Source organism: Kribbella sp. NPDC051586 (assembly GCF_044453965.1).
GTDB lineage: Bacteria > Actinomycetota > Actinomycetes > Propionibacteriales > Kribbellaceae > Kribbella.
Window position 1 is genome coordinate 467,394 of the sequence record NZ_JBITDF010000006.1, and the last position, 19,520, is coordinate 486,913.

A 19,520-nucleotide genomic window follows, 5' to 3' on the forward strand; every position below is an offset into this window, starting at 1 on the left:
AATCTCCTTGTTTTCAAGGCGATTCGGTTATCCACAGATGTCAGATACCGCGTCGAAAGTGACCGCGAAACTGTAGGCGCCGACCTCGAGGGTGTGTTGCGACGTGGTTGGTGGACCACAGGACGCGGAGCCGAGGCCGTTCTGTGCGACGTCGAGATTGACGTAGAGCTCGTCGCGGGGCACGAGGTCCGAGCGGTGACGGGCTTGTTCGAGGTCTTCGGTCGTCCAGGGGCGGGCGGTCAGGTGGAAGTGTGGGGCGCCGGTGACGCGTAGGCCGTTGCCCTCGGCATCGGTGAGTTCGGCCCACCGTACGTCGACGCGAGAGCCGTTCTCCTGCGGTACGACGTACGGGGTTTGTAGCTCGTCGACCGTGAAGTTGTAGCGGCCCACGCGGGCGGCTGCCCGGCTGTCGGGGTAGGCCTCGGACGGACCGCCGCCGTACCACTGGACGTGTTGCAGCGTCTTCGGCAAGGTCATTCGAACGCCGACGCGTGGCCAGCTTCCGCAACGCGGAGTGACCGCGGTGCCGGACCACTCGCCCTCCGGCTGCACGTCTACGGTCAACCGCAGACCGGTGTCGTCAGCTGTCCAGTGGTACGCCGCGCGCACGCCGACGCCGAGGCCCTCGGGAGCAACCCGGGTGCGTACCACCAGCCCGTTCTCAAGTAGGTCGACGGCATCGACACGGTGCAGGAGGCGGTCCAGGCCCGCGGCTCGCCATTCCTGGGTGACGCCGTTGCGGCCGCCTTGGCCGTTGTCGTTGTCCGTTGGCGCACGCCAGAGGTCCAACCGCGGGCCGTCCACGGGCTGACCGAACAAGCGAGTCAACCGGCCGGTACGGCGGTCGAACTCACCACCACCGAGCCGCACCACCTCACCGTCATCAACCACCAAAGCCACCGCGGAAGCCCCCGGAGCCACTAAGCCCACCTCAGCCGCCGGAGCCGCCGGACCCACCGGCGCCGCCAAGGCGGTAACCACAGGAGCAGCGGACTCCACCCCAGCCGACTGCCCCAGCACGAACTGTTCCCAGGCAACCTCATGGCCGGCCGTCGCCCACGTCTCGTCCTTCGCCAGCACCGCCCGCACAGTCAGCACCGCTTCGCCACCCGGAGCGCCGAGGGCCCACTCGCCGCTGAACGGTGGCACCGGGACCTCAACCGTCTGACCGGCCGGGACCTCAGGCAACTGCAGCTCGCCGGCCTCGAACTCCACTCCGTCGAGCTCAACGGCCCACTGAAAGCTGAGGTTGTCGAGCGAGGCGAAGGTCCGAAGGTTCTGGATGGTGAGTGGGTCCGGCCCGCCAATACGGACCGGCTCAAGCACCTTCTTGTACTCGAGCAGACCGGGAGACGGCGTACGATCCGGAAACAGCAGCCCGTCGATGCAGAAGTTCGCGCCATGGAGGCGCTCGCCGAAGTCACCGCCGTACACATGATCCGTTGCGCCAGGCAGCAGCAACCCGTGGTCGATCCACTCCCAGAGGAATCCGCCTTGCAGGCGCGGATAGTGCGCGAGGACCCGCTGGTAGTCCGCCAACCCGCCAGGACCGTTGCCCATGGCATGCGCGTACTCCGCGAGGATGAACGGCAACGCCCGCCGCCGCGCCTCCAGTTCGGGATGGTCCGCGGTCTCCTCCGGCACGTCCTCGGTGCGGGTGCCGATCGCCTCCAGGTCCTCCAGCGGCGGGTACATCAGGCTGTAGAAGTCGGAGAACTCGTACGTCCGGTCCCGCTCGTAGAACACGGCCCGCGACGGATCCCGCTCGCGCGTCCATGCCGCCAGCGCGCCGAAGTTCTGCCCGCGGTGGCTCTCGTTCGCGAGGGACCAGATGACGACGCTCGGATGGTTCTTGTCGCGTTCGACCATCCGCCGCATCCGGTCGAGCATCATCGGCGCCCAGTCCGGATCGTCGGCCGGGTTGCCGCGCCAGTCCGTGTAGATGAATCCGTGCGTCTCGATGTCGCACTCGTCGATCACCCACAACCCGAGCTCGTCACACAGGTCGAGGAACGCCGGGTGCGGCGGGTAGTGCGCGGTCCGTACGGCGTTGAGGTTGTGCTGCTTCATCAGTACGAGGTCCTGCCGCATCGCCTCGACCGTCATCGCGCGTCCGCGGCGCTCGTCGTGTTCGTGCCGGTTGACCCCGCGGAAGAACAACGGCCGGCCGTTCGCGGTGAACACCCCGTCCACCATCGCGACCGTCCGGAACCCGATGCGCAAGGCAACCGTCTCCCCCGGTACATCGACGGTCGCGTCGTACAGCCTGGGAACCTCGGCCGACCACGGCTCGACGGCGGGAATCGTGATTGGTATACCAGACTCCGCGACGATCCCCAGCTCCGGAACCCGCACCACCGCGTCCGGCATGCCGTCCGGGACGACGTCCACCTGCAGGGTCCCGGCCCCGGTGAGATGGTCGTACGCCGCCTGCACGAAGACGTCGTCGATCAACGGCCGCGCGAGCAGCGTCACGTCCCGGAAGATGCCCGGCAACCACCACATGTCCTGGTCCTCGAGATACGAGCCCGACGACCACTGATGGACGCGCACCGCCAACGAGTTCCGCCCGGGGCGCAGCAGCTCACCGAGCGAGAACTCACTCGGCAACCGGCTCCCCTTCGCCGTCCCGACCTCGACCCCGTTGACCCACACCTTGAAGCACGAGTCGACGCCCTCGAACCGCAGTACTGCGTGATGGATCGGCCAGTCGGCCGGTACGTCGAACCACAGGTGATGGTCGCCGGTCGGATTCACGTCTGGCGTGCGCGGCGGATCGATCGGGAACGGGAACGCGGTGTTGGTATACCGCGGCCGATCGTGTCCCTGCAGCACCCAGTGCCCCGGGACCTCCAGCTCGCCCCAGTCCGCTGACGGATTTGGCAGACCATCCGGCGGGCTGTCCCAGAGTTTGAACTGCCACCGGCCGTTCAGACTGAGCCGCGCCCCCGACGAACGCAGCCAAGCCCGTGCCTCGCGAGCCCCGCGACTCGGCACCAGATCCTCGAAGTACCTCACCGTGCCTCCTTGAGCACCCGAACATCCCATGGCCCGACCTCAAGCCCCTCCGCACCAACCGGCGGTGCAAGGGCGACCGGCGGCTTTACCGACACCGCCGTTCCCGACCAGTTGTGGACGAACCACAGACGCTCTCCCCCTGGATTCACCGCCGACATCGCGGTCACCGATGGCGCCCACAGGCGTGATTCGCCGTGCAGGGCTGCGGCAAGGGCCGGATCTGGCACGGTTCCGACATACGTCACCCGTCCGGCACCGAAGCCCTTGGTCGTGACGATCGGCCGGCGCTCACCGCCCGGATGGTCGTACCAGGCGAGCACCTCGGCGTCGTCGACGATCAGCGTCTCCGCCCACCGCGTCGCATGCCCGGCGAGCCCACTCACCGGCAGCTCAGAGACCAGGTTCTCGAATTCTTGGTATACCACCCCGGCTGCCTCCCGCAGCCGTGGCGGCGCGAGCTCGGCACGAGGACGAGCCTCCGGGTCCGCGTAGCCGGTCCGTGGACCGACGATCAGATGCCCGCCGGCTCGCGCATACGACACCAGCCGGTCCAGCACCGAGTCGGACGCGACGTACATCCCGGCAACGACGACCGTAGGCGCGTCCAACGCCGCCTCGAGCCGTTCGGCCGGAACCACGCCGGGCCGCAGACCTGCATCCAGGACCCCCGAATAGAACGCCGAGACGATCGTCCGGTACGACGATTTGTCCGGTATACCAAACTGCGTCGCCAACGGCGGCTGGAACTGCATCGCCCAATCGCTCTCGGTCGACCACACCACGGCAACATCGACATCCGGCCGCAGATCGACCACTGACGCGCCGGCCTCCGCCAGCTCCGCGCCGATCGTCGCGACCTCCCGGTACACCCGCCCAGGCTCCAGACCGTGCCCGAGGATCCCACCCCAGAACGTCTCGGCCCCGTGATGGATCGAGTGCCAGTGCCAGTACTCGACCATCCGCGCCCCGCGCGACACCATCGCCCACGCGAGCTGCCGGAGCTGACCGTCGTACGGGGGCCGGTTCTGGTGCGAGCCGCCGATCGACGTCGCGTTCGTCTCGGTCACCAGGAACGGCTCACCCCGCGACCCGTAGATCCGGTCCGCGGCGAGGAACAGTTCAGCGACGCTCCGCTCGATCCACCCCGGCTCGACCGGCGACGGACGAGCCGGTCGCGACAGCCCGTCCTGCACGTCGACATAAACGTTGCCCGCCGCAACATCAAGCCGGCCGGTCAGCGGTACGTCGGCCACCGCCGGCCGATGGTATGCCAAACACGTCGTGACGAACTGCCCCGGCCGCCGCAGCTCCCGCACCAGCTCCGCCTGCCGCCCGACGAACTCGGTCGTCCGCTCCGCCTGGAACCGGCGCCAGGCCAGGTCGTACGACGGCGTGCTGTTCCCGTCCGGCCGCCACAACTCGGACCAGTCGCTCAACCGGTGCGACCAGTACGTCAACCCCCACGCCTCGTTCAGCGCCTCGACATCCCCGTACTCCCGCCGCAACCGCGCAACGAACGCCTCGAAGGCCGACGCGTTGTGCGCAAGCAGCACACCAGGCTCGTTGTCGACCTGATAGCCGATCACCGCCGGATGGTCGCGGTACCGCTCCACGATCCGCCGGACCACCCGCTCCGCGTGGAACAAGAACGCCGGCTGCCCGTAGTCGATCTCCTGCCGGATCCCCCACGGCACGCGTTCGCCGGTACGCCGCTCGGCCGCGATCTCCGGATGCGCCCGTTGCAGCCAAGGCGGTACGGCGTACGTCGGCGTCCCAAGGATGACGCCGATCCCGCGGTCGCCTGCACCGTCGAGCACCGGGCGGATCCATTCGAGATCGAAGACACCGTCGCGCGGCTCCCAGGTCGACCAGACCGACTCGCCGACGCGGATCGCGGTGATCCCGGCGGCGACCATCAGATCCAGGTCGACAGCGGTCCGATCACCGAGCGAGCGCGGCAGGTACTCCGGATAGTAGGCCGTCCCCAGCACGACATGTGGCGGCAGCATGCGCCAACGCTAACCGACGCCGCCACATCCGTGCAATCGTTTGCACACAGGCAAAACGCGACAGCGAGGGATCGGCGGGCGGATCAGGCCTCAGCGCGCCCGGATCAGCGCCCGCCGCCGCGCCGGTCCGGTGCTCGCCCGCACCACCAGCTCCGGCGTCAGCAGATCCGGCGCCGGCCAGTCGGCACCGCCGAGCCGCTTCGTCAGCTGCTCCCAGGCCAGCTCCCCCAGCTTGGCCCGCTCATTGCGCAACGAGGTCAGCGGCGGCCGCGAGTACGCCGCGATCGGGATGTCGTCGTACGACGCGACCGAGAGCTCGGCGGGAACCTCGACGCTGTTGTCGTACATCCAGCTCAGCAGGCCGACCCCGACCAGGTCGTTGAACGTGATGACCGCCGTCGCCCGGCTGTGCAGCACGGTCGGGCCGGCGTCGTACCCGTGGTTGCCGGACCAGCCGCCGTCGATCTCGTCCAGCGTCACGTCGAGGGCGCGCGCCGTACGACGCAGCGTGCGGCGGCGCTCGCCGTCGGACCAGGACGCGGCCGGGCCGCCGACGTACAGGACCCGGCGATGGCCTAGACCGGTGAGGTGCTCCAGCAGCAACCGGCTCGCGGCGCGGTAGTCGATCGCGACGACGCCCGCGTTCTTCACCGTGCGGTTGATGCAAACGACGGGCACGGGCTGGGCGAGCGCCTTCTCGAGGCCGGCGCGGGTGAGCCGCGAACTGCACAGCACCAGCGCGCCGGAGTAGTCGACCAGCTCGTCGACGAGCCGCAGTTCTTCCGCGGGGTCCTCGCTGCTCTCACCGATCAGCAGGCGATACCCGCCCGCTCGCGCAGCGCCGTTCAGCCCCTTCAGCACCTCGGAGAAGAACGGGTTGGTCAGGTCGGGCACGGTCACGCCGACCGTCAGCGGGCGGCCGCGCTTGAACTCCTGCGCCCGCTTGTCGGCCCGGTAGCCCAGTTCGCCGGCCACCGCGCGCACATGGGCGACCACCTCGGGCGAGATCAGGTCGGAGCCGTTCAACGCCCGCGACACCGTCGAGACCGACGTACCGGCCTCGCGCGCCACGTCGATCAAACGAACCCGTTCCGCCACCATGTCCCCTAGTGTCCCCTGATGTTGCTCATGTCCCTTGTGCAACGCCGATCCGTACGTTCCGGATCGTGATGTCGTCGGCGTACTGTACGACAGCTTCCGCCGCGACCTGGTCGAACCGGCTGTTGGTGATCGCCACGGCACGGATGTGCTGCGTCTCCGCACCCACGACCCGGTACGCCCGCTCGGCCCGGGCCACGCGGACCCGGTCGAAACGGATGTCGCGCACGTCGGGGTACAGCGACTGGTCGCCACCGCCCTGGTAACTGAAGGTGATTTCCAGAGGACGATACATCCAGGCGCGCGAATCCACGTCGCGCACAGCGACATTGTGGACATAGCCACCGCGTGTCGAGGTCGACTTCACACACAGCAGCCACTGCAGATACGCCTCCTCGGCCGCCGGATCCGCCGGGGCGTGCAAACGTTGTACGTAGACGTCCTCGACGCCGCCGCTCATCTCGCTGCCGACCGCGACCGCCGCGCCTCCGCTGATGAACGTGCAGTCCTCGATGATGATGCCGCGGGACGGCAGGCCCAGGCGGCGGCCGTCCGCGTCGCGGCCGGACTTGATCGCGATGCAGTCGTCGTGGGTCTCGAAGACGCAGTCGCGGATCAGTACGTCGGTGCACGACTCGGGATCGCAGCCGTCGCCGTTCGGGCCGAGGTTGCGGACGGTGACGCCCTGCACGGTGACGTTGCGGCACTCCAGCGGGTGGATCGTCCACATCGGCGAGTCCTTGACGGTCACGCCCTCGATCAGCACGTTCGTACAGCGGAACGGCTGGATGAAGCTCGGGCGCAGGTAGTGCCCCGCGCCGAACACGCGCTGCCCGACCGGGACCTGCTCGTTGTTCATACGTTCGAGTTCGGCCCAGTCGGCCCGCTGGTCAGGCAGGCCGGTATGCCATCCGTACTGGCCGCTGCCGATCAGGTACCACCAGTGTTCGTTGTCGCCGGCGCCGTCGAGCACGCCCTTCCCGGTGATGCCGATGTCGGTCTGCCCCTCGGCGCGGATCAGCGGGGAGTAGTTGTAGACCTCGACGCTCTGCCAGCGCGTTCGTACGACGGGCAGGTAGGCGGCCGGATCCGTGCTGAACCGGAGGGTCGCGCCCTCCTCGAGATGCAGGTCGACGTGACTCAGCAGGTTGATTGCACCGGTATACCAAACGCCCGGCGGTACGACGACATGCCCGCCGCCGGCGCGATGACAGGCCGCGACAGCCGCCGCGATCCCCGCCGTCGCATCCGCCGGAGTGGCCCCGTACGCCGTGATCGGGAACCACTCGTCCCGGAACCGCGGCGCCCGGATCCGCCCCCGCACCGCACCCACATCCCAGCCCCTCCCGGCGCCGCCCGCTCCGGCCCCTCCTCCACTTCCTGCCGCGCCGCCGGACGCGGCGGCTGTCCCGGCCGGCAGGCCGATGCCTGCAGCAACCAAACTTCCGGCTCCGAGGCGGAGCAGCTGACGACGGGTGGGATGCATGGGCGGCAACCTTCCTGACGGCCGATCGGGTAAAGCTTTGCCCGCAAGTATCCAAGAGATTCCGGGGCGGTCAAGACTTCGCCCACGCCAGCCGTTGACACCGGTCGGCTCTGCAGGCACGATCGGTTGCAATCGTTTGCACGCTAGGAGGCCGCGGATGTCCGCCCCAGTTCGTCGCCGTACAGTCCTGCTCGCCGGCGGAGCTGTCGCCGCCGGTGGAGTCATCCTCGGCGGCGGTACCGCCCCGGCCGCCGCCGAGACCCCTGCCAAGTCAGCTCCCGACCCGCAGGTGGCCGCGATCCTCCGCCGGATCCGCCCACCTCGCTTCCCGAACCGCTGGTACGACGTGACCGACTTCGGCGCGGTCGGTGACGACGCGACGGACTGCACGGCGGCGATCCGCGCCGCGATCGAGACGTGTCACCGGCGCGGCGGCGGGCACGTCGTCGTACCAGCTGGTGATTACCGGACCGGCGCCGTACATCTGCTCAGCCGGGTCGATCTGCACCTGGCGGAGGGCGCGCGGCTCGCGTTCAGTCAGGATCCGGCGGCGTACCTGCCGGTCGTGGCCACGCGTTACGAAGGGACCGAGTGCTACAACTACTCCCCCTTCGTCTACGCGTACGGCCAACGCGACATCGCGGTCACCGGTCGCGGCGTGCTCGACGGCCGTGCGGACGCCACGCATTGGTGGGACTGGACCGGCGGACCGCCACCGAACGAGTCGCCCGACAAGACGCTGCTGATCCAGATGGCGGCGGATGGTCTACCAGTCACGGATCGGGTGTTCGGGGACGGCCACTACCTTCGGCCGAACCTGCTGCAGTTCAATCGCTGCGAGAACGTGCTGCTCGACAGCATCACGGTCAAGGACTCGCCGATGTGGAACATCCACCCGGTGCTGTGCCGCAACGTCACGGTCCGCGGCGTCACCGTCGACAGCCCGGACGGCCCGAACAACGACGGCATCGACCCGGAGTCGTGCACCGACGTACTGATCGAGGACTGCACGATCTCGACCGGTGACGACTGCATCGCGTTCAAGTCCGGGAAGGACGCGGACGGGCGGCGGGTGAATGTGCCCTCCCGGTACGCCGTGGTCCGCAACTGCGAGATGGCCGACGGGAACGGCGGAGTGACCGCCGGCAGCGAGACGTCCGGCGGCGTGATGGACATCTTCGTCCGCGACTGCACGATGAGCAGTCCGCATCTCGAGCGCGCGATCCGGATCAAGAGCAACCCGGACCGCGGCGGCACGATCGCGAACATCGACGTACGCCGGGTTGCGGTCGGGCAGGCCGCCGACTCGGCGATCGAGATCGTGCTGAACTACGCGAACGTCGTCACCGGCGCCTATCCGCCGGACGTGCACGGCATCTCGATCAGCCAGCTCACCGTGGCGTCCGCGCCGCGCGCCCTCAACCTGCTCGGCCTCACCGACGACCCGCTCCGCGACATCCGGCTGGACCAGTGCCGCTTCGACGCGATCACCGAGGACAACGTGATCGAGAACGTCGAGGGTCTGCGCCTGGACCACGTCTGGATCAACGGCACCCGCGTCGACAACTAGGAGCCCCTGATGGACAACCTGAGCCGCAAGAACTTCCTTCGCCTCGGCGCCGCGGCCACCGTCGCCGCCACCGCGGCCCTCGCCACCACCGAGTCCGCCGCCGGCGCCGGGGCAGGTGCCGGGGCAGGTCATGGGGTGCTTCGGGATCCTGGGCCTGGGTGGGGGCATGTCGGGGAGATCCTCCGGAATACCAGGCCGCCGCGGTTCCGGGCGCGCGACTTCCCCATCACCGCCTTCGGTGCGGTTGCGGACGGGACCACCCTGGCGACGGCGGCGATCGCCAAGGCGATCGAAGCGTGTCATCGGGCTGGTGGCGGGCGGGTCGTCGTACCGGCGGGGACGTTCCTCACCGGCGCGATCCACCTGCAGTCGAACGTCGACCTGCATGTCTCCGACGGCGCCACCCTGCTGTTCAGCACCGACCCGGCGCAGTACCTCCCCGTCGTGCTGACCCGCTTCGAGGGTGCCGAGTGTATGAACTACTCGCCCCTCATCTACGCCCGTGACTGCGAGAACATCGCCGTCACCGGCACCGGCACGCTCGACGGCGGTGCGACCTGGGACAACTGGTGGTCATGGGTCACCCCGTCCGGCCCCGACGCGCAGGCGCTGCAGCAGCAAGCCACAGATGGCATACCGGTGAAGGATCGCGTGTACGGCGCCGGCCACTACCTGCGCGCCGCGTTCATCGAGACCCAGTCCTGCCGCAACGTCCTCATCGAAGGCGTCACGATCCTGCGCTCGCCGTTCTGGGAGATCCACCCGGTGCTGTCCCGCAACATCACCGTCCGCGGCATCCACATCGACAGCCGCGGCCCGAACAACGACGGCATCGACCCGGAGAGCTCGCAGTACGTCCACATCCAGGACTGCACGCTCGACTGCGGGGACGACTGCATCGCGATCAAGTCCGGCCGCGGCGCCGACGGCCTGCGGATCAACGTGCCGTCGGAGAACATCCTGATCGAGAACTGCACGCTGAACATCCGGTACGGCGCGATCACGATCGGCAGCGAGATGACCGGCGGCGTCCGGAACGTGTTCGTCCGCAACTGCACGATCGGCAGCCCGAACCTGTACTTCGGCCTCTACATCAAGACGAACTCGGTCCGCGGCGGCTTCGCCGAGAACATCTACCTGCGCGACCTCGACATCTCGAACCTGACCAAGGAAGTTGTCTCGTGCAACTTCTACCGCAGCGAGGGCGACGTCGGCCCGCTGACCCCGCACGTCCGGAACGTCGAGCTGCGCAACGTCAACGTCGGCCACGCCCGGAACGCGTTCTCGATCTTCGGCTACCCGCGCTCACCGATCGAGGACTTCCGGCTGATCGATTGCACCTACACCAGCATCGACGCCGCGAGCTCGATCCAGGACACCGAGCTGACCTTCCAGAACTTCCACGTGAACGGCCAGCTCATCACCGACCCGGCGCAGCTCCTGTGACACCTGGTTGGTCCGAGGCAGACCGCATCCGGGCCGACGTCCGGCCGCCGGAGTTCCCGTCCGTCGACTTCCCGATCACGTCGTACGGCGCCACGCCGGGCAACGCCACCGCCGGAATCGCCGCCGCCATCCAGGCGTGCAGCGAATCCGGCGGCGGCCGCGTCGTCGTACCTCCGGGGATTTGGTATACCAAGGCGATCCACCTGCGCTCGCACGTCGAGCTCCACGTCGGCGAAGGCGCGACACTGCGCTTCAGCACCGATCCAGCCGACTACCTGCCAGCCGTGGAGACGCGGTACGAAGGCCTTGAGGTTCTCAACCACTCGCCGATGATCTACGCGAACGGCTGCACCGATATCGCGGTCACCGGCGCCGGCACGCTCGACGGTCAGGGCTCGTGGGACAGCTGGTGGAGCTGGTTCCACGAGTGCGACGAGGACTTCAAGCGCCTACGCGAGCAGAGCTGGTTTGGTATCCCGCTTCAGGATCGCGACGCGGGACATCGGCTGCGTTCGAGCTTCGTCCAGCCGTTCGACTGCACGAACGTGCTGATCGAGGGCGTGACCGTCGTACGTTCGCCGTTCTGGCAGATCCACCCGGTGCTGTGCCGCAACGTCACGATCCGGGACGTCGTGATCGACTCGCAGGGACCGAACACCGACGGGATCGACCTGGAGTCGTGCCGCTCGGTCGTCGTCAGCGGCTGCACGATCAACGCCGGCGACGACTGCATCGCGCTCAAGTCGGGCCGCGAGGCCGACGGACTCCGCGTGAACGTTCCGACCGAGGACGTCCTGATCGAGGACTGCACGCTGGGCGTCAAGTACGGCGCGATCACGCTCGGCTCGGATCTGACCGGCGGCGTCCGCAACGTGTACGTCCGCAACTGCCGGATCGACGGCCCGTACTTCGCGTTGTACATCAAGACCAATGCGGTCCGCGGTGGTTTCGTCGAGAACGTCTACCTGAGCGACATCACTGTCTCGGGCCTGCGGAAGGAAGTTGTCCAGTGCAACTTCTGTCGCGGTGAGGGAGAGGCCGGCCCGCTCACGCCGTACGTGCGCAACGTCGAACTGCGGGGTGTGAAGGTCGAGCGCGCCCGCAACGCGTTGCTGCTGCGCGGGTACCGGCATTCACCGATCGAGAACTTCCGCCTGGTCGATTGCGACTTCACCGTCGACGAGCCCAGCACCGTGCTGCACACGGCGCTGAGCTTCGACAACGTCACGATCAACGGTCACCCGGTCAAGGACGTCCACCAGATCCGCTAGTTACGGCAGATGCGCGCAGTGCACGTCGAGGTCCCACAGGATCACCGACAGCGCGTACGGGCTGATCGCGTGCAGCTGGTGTGTGGCGTCCTCCAGCAGCTCCCAGTGACCGTTCGACTCGTTGCTCACGGCATCGGTGCCGATGACGGCGATCCGCTGCCGGACGGCGGCCTCGTACGACCGGTGCCCGACGCCGTTGAAGCAGCAGTCGTCGAACCGGTTCAGGATCTGGATCTGCCGCCGGTTGCGACCGACGGACGCGAGCGCGTAGAAGTCCGGGAAGTCCGCCAGCCCGTAGAACCCGGGCTGCATGTCGAGCCGCTGCTCCCAGTCGCCGCGCGTCGGGCTCGGCTTCGGCGAGCCCGGTCGCACGAAGAACGGCAGCGAGCCGGCGGTCGGGTACGAGCGGGTGATGCGCGTGTCCAGCGCCGGGTACACGGTGGTCGCCCAGCCGCCGCCGGACAGTCCGATCATCTGCACCGACGACGGGCGGTATACCGCCTGGACGTAGTTCGTTGCCACCGCCAGCGGCGTGAGGAACAGCGCGAGCGGCGAGTAGTTGTCCGAGGCCCATTGCGGCAGGTCGTTGTGCGACGGCTGCAGCTGCACGGACGGGTCGTTCGGGTCCTGCAGAGTCTTCGGGTTCCAGTGGTAGAACGGCATCGCGAACAGCAGCACGGTGTACCCGTGGTCGAGCAGCGCCTGGGTGACCGGCTGCATCGTTTCCGGGCCCTCACCGTGCCCGTTGTGGTAGTACGCCACCCGCCGGTGCGTGCTCCGCGTCGGCTCGAGCAGGAACACCGTCGAGACGTATCCGAACTCCATCGCCACGTCGAGCTTGTCGCAACGCCGTACGCCGGTGAACGCGGGCAACTCTGGTGGTATGCCAACGTCCCGCTGCACCGTCGGCATCCCGCTCGGCAGTACGCCGGTGTCCTTCCACACCTGTGCGACCAGCTGTGGACGGAGCGCATCCGCGTCGGCCGCGGTGTGGATCTTCATCAGGTCCTCGACGTCCACGCCGACCACGACCTCGGGCAGCGTCTTGTACGTCGCTGCGTGGGCGGCCGCGATCTCCTGGTTCACCGGGGCTACCGGGCGCGGCGCCGGGTGCGGCTGCACTCCCCCGGCCGGTGCTGCGGGTGCGGCGGCCGCGGCCGCCGTCGACGGCCATCCGGTCGCGCTGCCGGCAGTCACGGCGAGGACACCTCCGAGGACGCTACGACGATTGACGTTCTTCATCATGAATCACCTTTCGGGGCGGGGAACGACCGGGTGCCAGCCGCCGAACACGAACGACGGGTCGCGCAACTGCGCGGCCTCCTCGTCGCCGAGCTGCCGGGAGCACGCCAGTCGTCCAGTGGTGTCGAGCGGACGGCCGGCCAGATCGGTGCTGTGGTACTCCCAGAACCGGATCTGGCTCGCGGCCGCGCAGTCGTTGGGGCTGGTGATCTGCCAGCCGGTCTTCGTCACCTGGCTGTCCATCGCGGAGTCGATGAAGACGACCTGGCTGGTCGGGAACCGGCTCAGCTCGGCGCGGGCCAGGTACACGCTGTCGTCGGGCGCATCGGGTCCGCGGGTCAGCCGGACCCGGACGAAGATGTTGCCGGGTCCGTTGTCGATGTTCCGGACCTGGTTGTAGTAGCCCTCGTGCAGGGCCTTCAGCTCGGAGTCCTGGATGAAGACGCCACCGGTGCCCCAGACGAAGTCGACGTCACCCTCGACGTAGCTGTTGGTGACGAAGGCCTGTCCCTGCAGGCGAAGACTGTCCTGGTATCCCAGAATGCGAACCCGGGCGAGCACCATCCGGCTGCCGTTCCCGAAGAACGCCTCGGCCTGCGAACCGCGGTACGGCGTGAGGTTCTGCACCGTCAGGTCGGTCATCGTGAAGTCGTCGGCGAAGACCGCCATCGCGGCGCGCCAGCAGTTGAAGCGATCCGACTGCGGGATGACACGGCGCTGACAGTACGACTGCTCCATCGGCACGTTCGCCATCGCGGAGTCGCCGTTGAGCAGGTTGTTGTTCGGGTACCCGATCACGGTCCGGCCGGCGCCCGCGCCGGTGATCGTGATGCCGGGCTTGGTCGGCGGGACCCAGACCAGCTCGCGGTACAGGCCCGGGGCAACGTCGATTGTCGACTTGTGGCCTTCAGCAACAAAGTCGATGGCGGACTGCACCGTGCAGAAGTCACCGTGGCCGCCCACCGTCAGCTGCGCGTCGGTACCCGGGTCTTTCTGGGTCCTGAATCGCCAGCTGAGGCCCGGGGCACCGACGACGAGGCCTGGATCGACCGTCACCTGGTACAGCTGGCCGCCCGCCAACCGCTTGTGCGGGTAGATCGTCACGGACCGCCCGTCGACCACGACCGCCTGGTACATCCACGTGTGCACCTGGTCGTAATCGGTCCGGGCATCCCCGACGGTCCGCTGGTACGACGCGAGGTCCGCCAGATCGATCGTGTCGAGGACGTCACCGTTCGCCTGCTGGATCCGCACCTTGCCGGCGATACCGAGCCGCACGGGCCCCTGGAACGTCAGGGTGAGCGGCGTGTCCGAGCAGGTCGTGCTGACGGGTGAGACCTTTGGTATACCAATCGGGCCGGTGGACCAGCCGGTGAGGTGCTTCAGTACGGCGGTGAGTCTGGCGGCCGCGATCTGGTGACCTTGCACGTTCGGGTGCGTGCTGCCGTTGAAGTCGTCCGGCCCGAGCCAGCCCGTCGTGTCGACGTACACGATCCGCCGGTCCTTCGCGGCCGCGACGGCGGACCTGATGTCGTCGGCGTGGGTGCCGTTGAACGGGCGCAGGGCAACGATCAGTGCGTGCGGATCGGCGGCCCGGATCTTTCGCAGGTAGACCAGATAGGCCGGGGTGAACTCGGCGCTCGGGTACGCCGCGTCGTTGGTGCCGAAGTTGACCACCACCGCGCCGGGGTCGAAGCTCGCGGCCGGGAAACCGGCCAGGTCCCAGCCGAACGAGTCCGCGGCGGTCCCGACGTTGCCGTGGCCTGGTTGGAGAATCCCCTGCTTGCCGAAGCCGATCTGGTTGGTGTCCGCGCCGAACGCCTCGCCGACGAGATGCGGGTACGCCTTCGTACCGTCCGCGCAGTCGGTCCCGAGCTCCGCGCAGAGTGCCATCACGCCCTGGGTGATCGAATCGCCGTAGAACTCGATGCGGTGCTCGGCGGTCGTCGGAAGCGGGATGAGCTTCGCGTCCGGGGCGAGCTCGATCTTCTTCAGCACGACGCCGGTCTGCAGCGGAACGTTCCAGCGGTTCTCGTACTCGTCGACGTCCTTGACCAGGATCTCCGCGGTGTGCGCGACCGTCGGGTCGAGGTCGTCGGCGAAGCTCAGGTGGTCGGCGTCGACCTTGTGCAGGACGGGCGCTCCGCCGTCGATCGCGACGTACAGCTGGGCCGCGACGGTGATCGAGGCGGTGTCGAACAGCGCGCCGAGGTGCGATCCGGTGAAGCGGAGGCGGACCGACGATCCCGAGTTGACGGTGATCGCCACGTCGTCGTCGCGACCCCAGTGACCGTCGAGCTCGATGCATGGGTCGAACGGCCCGTACGTCGCCGGACTCGGCGCCGGGCTGGCCGGAGCCGTGGTCACGGTGAGCCCGGCGATCCCGAGCAGAACGGCCAGGAACAAGCTGAACAAGCGGCTCGGACGAGCCGGCCGATGGCGATTGCGCACGGTGGTCTCCTCGCGCGGACCGCCGCAGCCGGCAGAAGTGCCGAGGCCCGGGGCGGTGGGCGGGTAATCCTTTTCCTCGCTACCGTCGCAGTACTGCGGGACTGCGTCAAGAGCTGGTCAGCAGAAATCGGGAAAAGGTTTACATCACGCTGTTGGAGGCGTTCTGCAGCATGGTCGTGGTCCAATGATCCGGTGAGGAAGCTACCCCCGGATCGAGCCGCTCGCGCGACCATCCACGATGTCGCGCGGCTGGCGGAGGTGTCGACCGCGACCGTGTCCCGGGTGCTGAGCGGGGGCAAGGCGGTGTCGCCAGAGGTCTCCGAGCGGGTCCGTGCGGCTGCCCGGGACGTCGGCTACCGGCCGAACCCGGCCGCGCAGACCTTGCTGCGCGGGAGCAGTCGCACGGTCGGCGTCGTCGTACCTGATCTCGGCAACCCGTACTTCGCGGAGATGCTCAAGGGTGTCGCGACCGAGGCGGCGGCCGACGACCACCACACGCTGGTGGCCGGGACCGAGGAGGATCCGGAGCAGGAGTACCGGTCCGCGATCGAGCTCGCCCGCTGGGTGGACGGGCTGCTCCTGTGTGCGCCGCGGATGAGCACGCCCCGGTTGCGCGAGGTCGCTGAGGCGGCGCGGCGGTTGGTGCTGATCAATCGGGTACTGCGGCATCCGGCGGTCGGGTCGGTGGTTGTCGACTACCACCTTGGGGTTCGCGTGTTGTGTGAGCATCTTGCGTCGCTCGGGCACAAGCGGATCGTTTACCTGCAAGGTCCGACAGCCGCATGGTCGGACCAGCAACGGCAGCGCGGGTTCCGCTCACCGGAGGCGTCGGGGCTCACGATCATCCGCGTCGACTGCGGTTCGACCCTCGAGGACGGGCGCGAGGCGGTGGACGAAGCGCTCACCTACAAACCCACGGCCGTGATCGCCTTCAACGACCACGTCGCCGTCGGCGTCCTCAGCCGCCTCCGCGAACTCGGCCTCTCGGTCCCCCACGACATCTCCGTCGCCGGCATCGACGACGCCCCCATGAGCGCCCACACCGACCCCGGCCTCACCACATACGCCGTCTCCACCGTCGAACTTGGCCGCCTGGCCTGGGAACGCTTCGCCCCCAACATCCCCACCGCCACCACCCACCTCCAAGGCGAACTCATCACCCGCGCCTCCACATCCCACCCACCCCGCAAACGCCCCCAATGACCCGCCCCGGTTCGGCGCTCAGGGCTGGGTGGTGAAGTGGTAGGTGCCCGAGGGGACTTGGCAGGTGAGGCCGTCGGATGTTGCCTGGAGGACCTCTATTTCCGGGATGTCGGTCAAGGCGCGGCCGGATTCTTGGGTTGTGCTCGGGGCGGGGGTGGGGAGGTGGATCGTGGCGGTGGTGCCTGGGGGGATTGTGGCGGTCAGGGTGAACTTGTCGGGTGAGAGGTGCCAATGGGTGGAGACCTGGCCCGATGGGGTGTCGTAGGTGGCCTTGGCCCAGGTGAGGTGGCCGCCGGGGTGAGGGTGGATGGTCAGGTGGCGGAAGGCGACCGAGTCGGGCGACTGGGTGATGCCGGCTACGTCGGCGTAGAGCCATTCGCCGACTGAGCCCAGTGAGTAGTGGTTGAAGGAGTTCATGGCGACGGGTCCGAAGCCGTTCTGTTCGGTCCAGCCGTCCCAGCGTTCCCAGATGGTCGTCGCGCCGTGCTTGATCGAGTAGCCCCACGACGGGTACCGGTCGTCGTGGAGCAGGTCGTACGCCAACTCGGCGTACCCGTACCTCGTCAAGATCGGGCACAGTAGCGCGACCCCGGCGAACCCCGTCGTCAACGAACGGCCGCGTTGCTCGAGGTCCGCGACCAGGTGCTTCACCGCCGCCTGCTCGGCCTCCTCCGGCAGCAAGCCGAATGCCAACGGCAACAAATAGCCGGTCTGAGTCTCGCCCCGGACTTTGCCCTCAGCATCGACGAATTCGGCAACGAACGCCGACGCGATCCGCTCGCGCAGTTCGCCGTACGCCGCTGCCTCCTCCTCCAACCCGAGCACCCGCGCCGCAGCGGCCGTGAACTCCACACTCCGCGCGAAGTACGCGGTCGCAAGCACGTCCCGATCGGTCCGTACGCCGACCTGCAGCCAGTCGCCGTAATGCCCGCTGGTCCGATTGCGCCAGATCAGATCGGGGTTGGCCCGGTGCACGTAGTCGACCCATCGCCGCATCACCGGCCACGCCGTCCGCAGTACGCGCTCGTCGCCGTAGATCCGGTACAGCGTCCACGGCACGATCGTCGCCGCGTCGGCCCACGCCGGCGTCCCGTGCCGACCGGTGATGACGTGCGGGATCACATCCGGGATCGCGCCCTCGTCCGTCTGCGCGACCGCGAGATCGGCGGACCAATTCTCGAAGAACGTGAGGACGTCGGCCTGGTACGCCGCCGTGGGCAGGAAGATCTGTGCGTCCGCCGTCCAGCCGAGCCGCTCGTCGCGCTGCGGACAGTCGGTCGGGACGCTGACGAAGTTGCCCCGCTGGCCCCAGCGGATATTGCTGAGGAGTTGGTCGACGCCCGGATCCGAGCACTCGAACCGCCCGGCGACCGGGGTGTCGGAGTGCAGCACCCGCCCGGTCACGTCCGACGCCGTCAACTCGTCCGGGTAGCCGTCGACCTCGACGTACCGGAAGCCGTGCACGGTGAAGATCGGTTCGAAGATCTCCTCGGCCGCGCCGGCACTGACGAAGTAGTCGGTGGCGTCGGCCGTTCGCAGATTGGCCGTGTACAGCTCGCCGTCGGACTGCAGCATCTCCCCGTGCCGGAGCCGGATCCGGTCTCCGGCACGAGCGCCACGCACCCGCAACCGCAGCCGGCCTGCGATGTTCTGCCCCAGGTCGACGATGAACCGGCCGGCTGACAGCGGCGTGACCGCCAAAGCCGGTAGGTCCTCGGTTACCCGCACCGGCTCGGTCGTCGAGGCGATCAGGGTCGACACGTCCGTCCCGACCTCGCCCGCCGGCGCCCACCCGGTCGCGTCGTACCCCGGGCTCGACCAGTCGCCGAGCTCGAGCCTAGCGTCGTACGACTCCCCCATCAGCAGATCGGCGAACCGGATCGGCCCGACGTGTTCCACCCATCGCCCGTCCGTCGCGACCACCGTGCGTGAACCGTCCGGATGGTCGACGACGAGCTGCGCGAGCAGCTGCGGCTTCTTGCCGTAGTGGTGGGCGTGACTGCGCGTGTCCCACCCGACGTACCCGGACCACCAGCCCTCCCCCACGACGGCGCCGATCACGTTCTCGCCCTCCTGCAGCAAGTCTGTGACGTCGTACGTTTGGTATATCAAGCGCTCGCGGTAGTCCGTCCAGCCCGGCGTGAGCTCGTCGCTCCCGACCCGTTGGCCGTTGGCGCTCAGCTGATAGAGACCGTGGGCCGTCGCATACACACGCGCCCGGGCCACGGGTCGGGTGAGCTCGAACGAACGCCGGTAGTACCGCGGTGGCGCGATCGTTGCCTGGCGCACCGTTCGTGGTTCGGCCCGGTCGACCGGCGGTTCGAAATACCCGTCGGTCTCGTAGTCGTGCTCGATCCAGTGCGCCTCCCATTCGTCGTCGTGGAAGATGCCGGTGGCAAACGTCGCCTCCGCCGCAGACTCATCGCCGGCCGCGTCGCGCACCTCGAGCCGCCACACGTAGTCGGTCTGCGCCGAGAGCGGAGCACCACCGTGGTCGACATGCGTGTCCTGCTCGCTGCGCCACCCGCTGTCCCACACAGGTATACCGTCGCGCAGCACTCGTACCCGGAACGCGTCCTGCCGGTCGCCGCGGATCGGTGACGCCAGCCGCCAGCTCAACCGCGGCCGCGCCGTACCGATCCCGAGCGGATCGACGCGGTGCTCACAGCGCAGGTCGTACGCCGTCAGCCGCGCGACGTCAGGTGCTTCGGACAGCTGCCACATCA

Annotated in this window: 11 protein-coding genes; 4 read left to right on the forward strand and 7 right to left on the reverse strand. The window is 68.4% G+C overall.

The features are described from left to right. Positions 1 to 27: 27 nt before the first annotated feature. From ACIA58_RS40220 to ACIA58_RS40235, 4 genes are all read right to left on the reverse strand, one after another. Positions 28 to 3,018, reverse strand: coding sequence for a glycoside hydrolase family 2 TIM barrel-domain containing protein (locus ACIA58_RS40220; protein WP_396409133.1), 2,991 nt, complete (start codon positions 3,016 to 3,018; stop codon positions 28 to 30). Beyond that, positions 3,015 to 5,027: a beta-galactosidase gene (locus ACIA58_RS40225; protein ID WP_396409134.1), complete on the reverse strand. Its 2,013-nt coding sequence runs from the start codon at positions 5,025 to 5,027 to the stop codon at positions 3,015 to 3,017. The genes ACIA58_RS40220 and ACIA58_RS40225 overlap by 4 nt, the downstream gene beginning before the upstream one ends. 90 nt (positions 5,028 to 5,117) lie before the next feature. Beyond that, positions 5,118 to 6,128 (reverse strand): LacI family DNA-binding transcriptional regulator, encoded by a 1,011-nt coding sequence (locus tag ACIA58_RS40230; protein WP_396409135.1) that lies wholly within the window; start codon positions 6,126 to 6,128, stop codon positions 5,118 to 5,120. Between the two features lie 25 nt (positions 6,129 to 6,153). Beyond that, positions 6,154 to 7,611 carry a glycoside hydrolase family 28 protein gene (locus ACIA58_RS40235; protein ID WP_396409136.1) on the reverse strand — a complete coding sequence of 486 codons (1,458 nt, stop codon included), beginning with the start codon at positions 7,609 to 7,611 and terminating at the stop codon, positions 6,154 to 6,156. Between the two features lie 157 nt (positions 7,612 to 7,768). Between ACIA58_RS40235 and ACIA58_RS40240 the strand changes: the two genes are divergently transcribed. The 3 genes from ACIA58_RS40240 to ACIA58_RS40250 are packed head-to-tail and all read left to right on the forward strand — an operon-like array spanning position 7,769 to position 11,898. Beyond that, positions 7,769 to 9,181 (forward strand): glycoside hydrolase family 28 protein, encoded by a 1,413-nt coding sequence (locus ACIA58_RS40240; protein ID WP_396409137.1) that lies wholly within the window; start codon positions 7,769 to 7,771, stop codon positions 9,179 to 9,181. Between the two features lie 9 nt (positions 9,182 to 9,190). Then, positions 9,191 to 10,627: a glycoside hydrolase family 28 protein gene (locus ACIA58_RS40245; protein WP_396409138.1), complete on the forward strand. Its 1,437-nt coding sequence runs from the start codon at positions 9,191 to 9,193 to the stop codon at positions 10,625 to 10,627. Continuing rightward, positions 10,624 to 11,898 (forward strand): glycoside hydrolase family 28 protein, encoded by a 1,275-nt coding sequence (locus ACIA58_RS40250; protein ID WP_396409139.1) that lies wholly within the window; start codon positions 10,624 to 10,626, stop codon positions 11,896 to 11,898. Before ACIA58_RS40245 ends, ACIA58_RS40250 begins: the two co-directional genes overlap by 4 nt. Here ACIA58_RS40250 and ACIA58_RS40255 read toward each other — a convergent pair whose 3' ends face one another. Both ACIA58_RS40255 and ACIA58_RS40260 read right to left on the reverse strand, forming a co-directional pair. After that, positions 11,899 to 13,140: a hypothetical protein gene (locus ACIA58_RS40255; protein WP_396409140.1), complete on the reverse strand. Its 1,242-nt coding sequence runs from the start codon at positions 13,138 to 13,140 to the stop codon at positions 11,899 to 11,901. 6 nt (positions 13,141 to 13,146) lie between these two features. Then, positions 13,147 to 15,591 carry a pectinesterase family protein gene (locus ACIA58_RS40260; RefSeq protein WP_396409141.1) on the reverse strand — a complete coding sequence of 815 codons (2,445 nt, stop codon included), beginning with the start codon at positions 15,589 to 15,591 and terminating at the stop codon, positions 13,147 to 13,149. Between the two features lie 192 nt (positions 15,592 to 15,783). On the opposite strand from ACIA58_RS40260, the gene ACIA58_RS40265 reads away from it, so the two are divergent. Beyond that, the gene (locus ACIA58_RS40265; protein WP_396409142.1) at positions 15,784 to 16,794 is read left to right on the forward strand and encodes a LacI family DNA-binding transcriptional regulator; all 1,011 of its coding nucleotides are present in this window, start codon (positions 15,784 to 15,786) and stop codon (positions 16,792 to 16,794) included. Between the two features lie 18 nt (positions 16,795 to 16,812). Here the strand turns inward: ACIA58_RS40265 and ACIA58_RS40270 are convergent, their stop codons facing one another. Further along, complete coding sequence (locus tag ACIA58_RS40270; protein ID WP_396409143.1) at positions 16,813 to 19,518, reverse strand: family 78 glycoside hydrolase catalytic domain; 2,706 nt, start codon at positions 19,516 to 19,518, stop codon at positions 16,813 to 16,815. Between the last annotated feature and the right edge of the window lie 2 nt (positions 19,519 to 19,520).

Bases quoted from the DNA above. Each gene is read 5' to 3' on its own strand.
- ACIA58_RS40225 (WP_396409134.1), bottom strand. From the start codon at position 5,027: ATGCTGCCGCCACATGTCGTGCTGGGGACGGCCTACTATCCGGAGTAC.
- ACIA58_RS40230 (WP_396409135.1), bottom strand. From the start codon at position 6,128: ATGGTGGCGGAACGGGTTCGTTTGATCGACGTGGCGCGCGAGGCCGGT.
- ACIA58_RS40235 (WP_396409136.1), bottom strand. From the start codon at position 7,611: ATGCATCCCACCCGTCGTCAGCTGCTCCGCCTCGGAGCCGGAAGTTTG.
- ACIA58_RS40240 (WP_396409137.1), top strand. From the start codon at position 7,769: ATGTCCGCCCCAGTTCGTCGCCGTACAGTCCTGCTCGCCGGCGGAGCT.
- ACIA58_RS40245 (WP_396409138.1), top strand. From the start codon at position 9,191: ATGGACAACCTGAGCCGCAAGAACTTCCTTCGCCTCGGCGCCGCGGCC.
- ACIA58_RS40255 (WP_396409140.1), bottom strand. From the start codon at position 13,140: ATGAAGAACGTCAATCGTCGTAGCGTCCTCGGAGGTGTCCTCGCCGTG.
- ACIA58_RS40270 (WP_396409143.1), bottom strand. From the start codon at position 19,518: ATGTGGCAGCTGTCCGAAGCACCTGACGTCGCGCGGCTGACGGCGTAC.